Source organism: uncultured Sphingomonas sp. (assembly GCF_964250165.1).
In the GTDB taxonomy this organism is placed as follows: Bacteria; Pseudomonadota; Alphaproteobacteria; order Sphingomonadales; family Sphingomonadaceae; genus Sphingomonas.
The window spans coordinates 1-5,967 of the sequence record NZ_CAXUEK010000109.1 but is presented as its reverse complement, the minus strand read 5'-3'; the positions used below and the strand labels follow the sequence as shown (position 1 = coordinate 5,967).

The 5,967-nt window shown below is 70.7% G+C and carries 7 protein-coding genes; 4 read left to right on the top strand and 3 right to left on the bottom strand.

Going from position 1 to position 5,967, the window contains the following annotated elements:
* Both ACFE64_RS14630 and ACFE64_RS14625 read left to right on the top strand, forming a co-directional pair.
* The coding region (locus ACFE64_RS14630) for a M2 family metallopeptidase (protein ID WP_375393193.1) at positions 1-1,398 on the top strand (1,398 nt) is incomplete at its 5' end.
* On the top strand, positions 1,392-2,147 hold the full coding sequence (locus ACFE64_RS14625; RefSeq protein ID WP_375393192.1) for an SIMPL domain-containing protein: 756 nt from the start codon (positions 1,392-1,394) through the stop codon (positions 2,145-2,147). The genes ACFE64_RS14630 and ACFE64_RS14625, both read left to right, overlap by 7 nt.
* A 22-nt stretch (positions 2,148-2,169) precedes the next feature.
* Here ACFE64_RS14625 and ACFE64_RS14620 read toward each other — a convergent pair whose 3' ends face one another.
* The 3 genes from ACFE64_RS14620 to ACFE64_RS14610 form a co-directional block, all read right to left on the bottom strand.
* Positions 2,170-2,724: a hypothetical protein gene (locus tag ACFE64_RS14620; protein WP_375393191.1), complete on the bottom strand. Its 555-nt coding sequence runs from the start codon at positions 2,722-2,724 to the stop codon at positions 2,170-2,172.
* A 108-nt stretch (positions 2,725-2,832) separates the two neighbouring features.
* Positions 2,833-4,299, bottom strand: coding sequence for an AMP nucleosidase (locus tag ACFE64_RS14615; RefSeq protein ID WP_375393190.1), 1,467 nt, complete (start codon positions 4,297-4,299; stop codon positions 2,833-2,835).
* A gap of 69 nt (positions 4,300-4,368) precedes the next feature.
* A complete protein-coding gene (locus ACFE64_RS14610) occupies positions 4,369-4,848 on the bottom strand; it encodes a peroxiredoxin (protein ID WP_375393189.1) in 480 nt (159 codons plus the stop codon).
* 88 nt (positions 4,849-4,936) lie between these two features.
* Between ACFE64_RS14610 and ACFE64_RS14605 the strand changes: the two genes are divergently transcribed.
* Together ACFE64_RS14605 and ACFE64_RS14600 are read left to right on the top strand one after the other, a co-directional pair.
* Positions 4,937-5,497 (top strand): YqgE/AlgH family protein, encoded by a 561-nt coding sequence (locus tag ACFE64_RS14605; RefSeq protein WP_375393188.1) that lies wholly within the window; start codon positions 4,937-4,939, stop codon positions 5,495-5,497.
* 246 nt (positions 5,498-5,743) lie between these two features.
* Positions 5,744-5,967, top strand: a 224-nt coding sequence (locus ACFE64_RS14600; protein WP_375393187.1) for an adenosylhomocysteinase, incomplete at its 3' end; no start/stop codon positions are given.

Genomic DNA, 5,967 nt, shown 5'->3' with positions numbered 1-5,967 from the left:
AAGGGCACGCTCGACGGCAAGCCGATCAACGGCTCCGACATCGAGGCGGCGATGGGGACGGTGCGCGATCCCGCCAAGCTGCAGGAGATGTGGACCAGCTGGCACGACCATGTCGGCGCGCCGCTCAGGGCCGACAACGTCCGGATGACCGCGATCGCGAACGAGGGCGCGCGCGAGCTGGGGTTCGCCGATACGGGCGCGCTGTGGCGCTCGGGCTACGACATGCCGCCGGACCGGTTCGCCGCGCTGACCGACCGGATCTGGGGCGAGGTGGAGCCGCTCTACCAGGCGCTCCACGCCTATGTCCGCTGGCAGCTCAACGCCAAATATGGCGACGCGGTGCAGGCGAAGACGGGGCCGATCCGCGCCGACCTGCTCGGCAATATGTGGGCGCAGGAATGGGGCAACATCTATGACATCGTCGCGCCGAAGGGGGCAGGCGACCTGGGCTTCGACACCGGCGCGCTGCTGCAGGCGAAGGGCTTCGACCAGCTCAGGATGGTGAAGCAGGGCGAGGCGTTCTACTCGTCGCTCGGCTTCGCGCCGTTGCCGGAAACCTTCTGGCAGCGTTCGCAATTCGTGAAGCCGGCGGACCGCGAGGTGGTGTGCCACGCGTCCGCCTGGGACATCGACGGCAAGGACGACGTGCGCGTCAAGACATGCCTGAAGGTGAACGCCGACGACTTCGTCACCATCCATCACGAACTCGGGCACAATTATTATCAGCGCGCCTACAACACGCAGCCGTTTCTCTACAGGAACGGCGCGAACGACGGCTTCCACGAGGCGATCGGCGATTTCGTCGCGCTGTCGATCACGCCCGACTATCTGGTGCAGATCGGGCTGCTGGACCACGCGCACGTGCCGGCGGCGGACAAGGATATCGGTCTGCTGCTGCGCCAGGCGCTCGACAAGGTGGCGTTCCTGCCGTTCGGGCTGCTGATCGACAAATGGCGCTGGGGCGTCTTTTCCGGCGAGATCAAGCCTGACGGCTATCAGGCGGCGTGGGATGCGCTGCGGCTGCGCTATCAGGGAATCAGGCCGCCGGTGGCGCGCGACGAGACGCGGTTCGATCCGGGCGCGAAATATCACATCGCCTCGCAGACGCCGTACATGCGTTATTTCCTGGCGCGGGTGCTGCAGTTCCAGTTCTACCAGGCGGCGTGCCGGCAGGCGGGGTGGACGGGGCCGCTCCACCGCTGCACCTTCTACGGCGACAAGGCGGTGGGCGCGAAACTGAACGCGATGCTGAGCATGGGGGCGTCCAGGCCCTGGCCCGACGCCCTGCAGACCTTCACCGGCACCCGCGAGATGTCCGGCGCGGCGCTGGTCGCCTATTTCGCGCCGCTCAAGACCTGGCTGGACGTGCAGAACAAAGGACACCCCACAGGATGGTGAAGACGATCGCGATCGCGGCGATGCTGGCGGCCGTCCCGGCGGGCGCGCAGCAGATCGCCCTGCAGCCGGGCGAGACGCTGCTGGAGGTGCAGGCGACGGGGACGGCGAAATACCTGCCCGACGCGGCCTTCCTGACCGTCGGCGTGGTCAGCACCGGCACGACGGCGAAGGAGGCGACCGATGCGAACGCGAGGAGCATGACGGCGGTGATCGCGGCGGTGAAGAAGGCGGGTGTCGGCGACCGCTTCATCCGCACCCAGCAGATCAGCGTCGAGCCCCGATTCGCCCGCAACGGGTCTTTCGATGACGAAGGACAGGCAAAGATCACCGGCTATGTCGCGCGCAACGGCGTGGCAGTGACGGTGACGAAGCTCGCCGGGGCCGGCGATGTGATCTCCGCGGCGTTCGCGGCGGGGGCGAACTCGGTCAACGGGCCCAATCTGGGGAACGAGAACCCGGCCGCCGGCGTCGCCGCCGCGCGGACGGACGCGATCCGGGCGGCCCGGGCGCAGGCGGAAGCCTACGCGTCCGGCCTCGACATGCGCGTGGCGCGCGTGCTGCGCGTGAGCGAGCGTGGGAATTACTCGCGACAAGTCGATTACATCGTGGTCACCGGGTCGCGGGTCGCAGAGGCGGGCGTCCCGCCCGCGCCACCGCCGCCGCCAGCGCCCCCGCCGCCGGTGGCCGGCGGCGAGATGGAGCGGAGCGCGACGGTGTGGATCGACTACGCGCTCGTCCCGGCGCGCTGAGCGTCGCCGGGACCGGACAGGATCAGCCGTTCGGGATCGTGCTCTCGTCGGCGATCCCGGCGCGGAACGAGGCGGACGAGTCGGTGCCGTCGGGCTGGTGGGCGCCCTTGGCGGGGTTGGGCGTCGTCGGCTTGTCCGCCGCGCGCGCGCTGCCGCGTAGCGTGAGCAGCGCGGCAGCGGCGGCGCCGGCCGCGGCGACGCCGCCGGCGATCGCGGCGGCGCCCCAGCGCCCGCTCGTCTTGGTCGCGCTCTTCGCCTTCGGCTTGGCGGCCGCGCGCTTGGTGGTCGCGCCCTTGGCCGCGCTGGCCTTCGTCGATGCGCGGCTCGCGGCGGGCGGCGTCGCGCGCTTGGTCGAGCGCGGCTTGACCGCCCGCGCCGCCTTGCCGGCCGCGCCGGTCACGGCGTCCTTGGCCGTGGTGGCGGCCGTGGCGACGGTGTCCTCGGCCTGCGCGATGATCGATTTGGCGGCGCGCGGCGCCTTGGGCGTCGTCGCCTTGCGCGGGGCGGCGCGGCGGCGCGGCGCGGGCTTTGCCTGATCCGACGCTGAGGTGTCGGGCGTGTCGGGGGTATCGGCCATGCTGGGCTCCCTGAAATGATTGCGGGAGCGTAACGCACATGCGGCGGTTGGTTTCCGCGCGGCTCGGTTGCGCGATGGCCGAGCCAGCGCGTGTCCCTTGCGATCGCGTCAGCGGAAGGGCGGTTCGTCGAACGCGCGCAGCTTGCGCGAATGGAGGCGGTCGCCCTCGCGGCGCAACTGCTCGCAGGCTTCGATGCCGATGCGCATATGCTCGCTGATCGCGCGCTCGTAGAAACGGTTGGCCTGGCCGGGCAGCTTGAGCTCGCCGTGCAGCGGCTTGTCGGAGACGCAGAGCAGCGTGCCGTAGGGAACGCGGAAGCGGTAACCCTGGGCGGCGATCGTGGCCGACTCCATATCGACGCCGACCGCCCGGCTGAGCGAGAAGCGCAGCGCCGAGCGCGAGTAGCGCAGCTCCCAGTTGCGGTCGTCGGTGGTGACGATGGTGCCGGTGCGCAGCCGCCGTTTCAGCTCCTCGCCCGACTGGCCCGAGACGATCTCCGCGGCGCGGGCGAGCGCGAGCTGCACCTCGGCGATGGCGGGGACGGGGATTTCGGGCGGCAGCACGTCGTCGAGGATGTGATCGTCGCGCAGATAGGCGTGGGCGAGGACATAGTCGCCGATGCGCTGCGACGGGCGCAGGCCGCCGCAATGGCCGATCATCAGCCACGCCTCGGGCCGCATCACCGCGAGATGGTCGCAGATCGTCTTGGCGTTGGACGGGCCGACGCCGATGTTGACCAGCGTGATGCCGGTGCGGTCGTCCGCCATCAGGTGATAGGCGGGCATCTGGTGACGCCGCCACGCGCTGTCGGAGACGGCGCGGTCGGGATCGTCGCCGGCCTGCATCAGCACGCCGCCCGCGCCGGACACGGCGGTGTACCGCGACGCGGTCCCATCCGGATTCGGGCCGAGCTGCCCCACCGCCCAGCGGACGAACTCGTCGACATAGCGATGGTAGTTGGTGAACAGCACGAAACGCTGCGTGTGCTCGGACGGCGTGCCGGTGTAGTGGCGTAGCCGCGCGAGGCTGAAGTCGGTGCGCAGCGCATCGAATAGTGCCAGCGGGCGCGTGGCGTCCTGGGCGATCCACAGGCCATCGGCGACCTCGTCGCCGATGTGCTGCAGCTCGGTGGCCGGGAACCAGCGGGCGAGCTCGGACGCGGAAACCTCGTCCAGGCTCAGCGCGTGGCCGGGATCGAGGACGTAGGGGAAGGGGATTTCCTGGCGACCGGGGGTGGCCTCCACCTCCACGCCGTAATCCTCGATCAGCAGCGTCAGCTGCTCGGCGAGGTAATCGGCGAACAGCGCGGGCTTGGTGACGCTGATCCGATACTCGCCCGGCGTCACCAGCCGCCCGAACGAGCGGAGCGGCACCGTTCGAGCAGAGGGGGGCCGGTCGTCGGCGCCGCGGAAGTGGAGGCGGATTTCCGGATAGGCGAAGCTGCCCTGGGCACGGGCGGCGGGATCGGGCCGTGTGCCGTCGCGCAGATAGGCGGTGAGGGCGGCCTGGAGACGGTCGACCGAGGCGCGATACAGGCGGTCCAGCTCGGCGACGATGATGGAGGCGGTCGTCATCCGGGGGCGCTACGCCCGGGGTGTGACGGTGGCAAGACGCTGGCCGTCACCCGGCGAGCGGGGAGGATTTTAGAGCTGCTCCAGCAGGTAATCCGCCGAGCTGACCTTGAACTCGCCGGGCTGCTCGACGTGCAGCTGCTCGACCGTGCCGTCGCTGACGATCATCGCATAGCGCTGCGACCGCTTGCCCATGCCGAACTTCGCGCCGTCGAAGGAAAGCCCCAGCGCGTCGGCGAACTGGCCGTTGCCGTCGGCCAGCATCGTGATGCCGTCGGCAGCCGCGGACTTCGCCCAGGCGCCCAGCACGAACGCGTCGTTGACGGCGGTGCACGCGACCTCGTCGACGCCCTTGGCGCCGAACTCGCCGCCCTTCTCGACATAGCCGGGCAGGTGGCGCGCCGAGCAGGTCGGCGTGAACGCGCCCGGCACGGCGAACAGCGCGACGCGGCGGCCCTTGAAATAGTCGGACGTGGTCACGGGCGCGGGGCCGTCCGCGGTCACCTTGATGAGCGTCGCCTCGGGCAGGCGGTCGCCGACCTTGATCGTCATGCACGTTCTCCTTCGCGCGCCCGTTCGGCCAAGCGGCGGCGAAGATCAAGCGTGGCGGCGCGGGGGCGGACGCGATATGGGCCAAGCCATGGAAGCGGCGCGCTATCTTTCCGGCCAGTTCCTGCTGGCGACCCCGGGCATGAGCGACCCGCGCTTCCAGCGCGCGGCCATCGCCATCTGCACGCACGACGCGAACGGTGCGGTGGGGATCGGCGTCGGCGCGACGGTGAGGGGCCTGGGCTTCCACGACCTGCTGGAGCAGTTCGCCATCGCGCCGGGCGACAGCGCGAACGCGCCCGTCCATTTCGGCGGGCCGGTGGAGCCGCGCCGCGGCTTCGTGCTGCACTCCGGCGATTGGGGCGGGCAGGACACGGTCGACGTCGCCGGGCTGTGGCGGCTGTCGGGCACGGTGGACGTGCTGCGCGCCATCGCGGACGGCACGGGACCGGCGCACTGGTTGATCGCGCTCGGCTACGCGGGATGGAGCGCGGGGCAGCTGGACGCCGAGCTGACCGGGGCGGGGTGGCTCAACGTGCCGGGCTCGGCGGCGCTGCTGTTCGACACGCCGGCGGCGGCGCGCTGGGACGCCGGGCTGGCGGCGGCGGGCGTCGACCCGCGGCTGCTGGTGGGGACCGCGGGGCGGGCGTGAGGCGCGACCGATCGACTGAACCCCTTCGTCCTCCGGCCGCAGTGCCGGCATTCACCGAGGATCCGGCCAGAACGATCGCCGTGACGCCCAACGGCAGGATTTGCCGACGGGCGACCCCGGCACGGTGGCCGGGGTGACGGAGAAGATATAACGAATCCTTTATATCTTGCCCGAACCGCGCTACATGGACGCTACCCGGCACGGGCGCACGGCCCGCCGATCACGTATATTCAGGAGTTTCGCCCCGTGGCCACCGCGCTTGTCGCCGACCGCCCCGATCATGTCGTCAAGGACCTCGGCCTCGCCGATTTCGGCCGCGCCGAGATCCGCATCGCCGAGACCGAGATGCCCGGCCTGATGGCGCTGCGCCAGGAGTTCGGCGCGTCGCAGCCGCTCAAGGGCGCGCGCATCACCGGCTCGCTGCACATGACGATCCAGACCGCGGTGCTGATCGAGACGCTGACCGCGCT

What these genes read in the sequence shown, in the direction of transcription:
- ACFE64_RS14625 (WP_375393192.1), top strand. Translation starts at nt 1,392, where the DNA reads ATGGTGAAGACGATCGCGATCGCGGCGATGCTGGCGGCCGTCCCGGCG.
- ACFE64_RS14610 (WP_375393189.1), bottom strand. Translation starts at nt 4,848, where the DNA reads ATGACGATCAAGGTCGGCGACCGCCTGCCCGAGGCGACGCTCATCAAG.
- ACFE64_RS14605 (WP_375393188.1), top strand. Translation starts at nt 4,937, where the DNA reads ATGGAAGCGGCGCGCTATCTTTCCGGCCAGTTCCTGCTGGCGACCCCG.
- ACFE64_RS14615 (WP_375393190.1), bottom strand. Translation starts at nt 4,299, where the DNA reads ATGACGACCGCCTCCATCATCGTCGCCGAGCTGGACCGCCTGTATCGC.
- ACFE64_RS14620 (WP_375393191.1), bottom strand. Translation starts at nt 2,724, where the DNA reads ATGGCCGATACCCCCGACACGCCCGACACCTCAGCGTCGGATCAGGCA.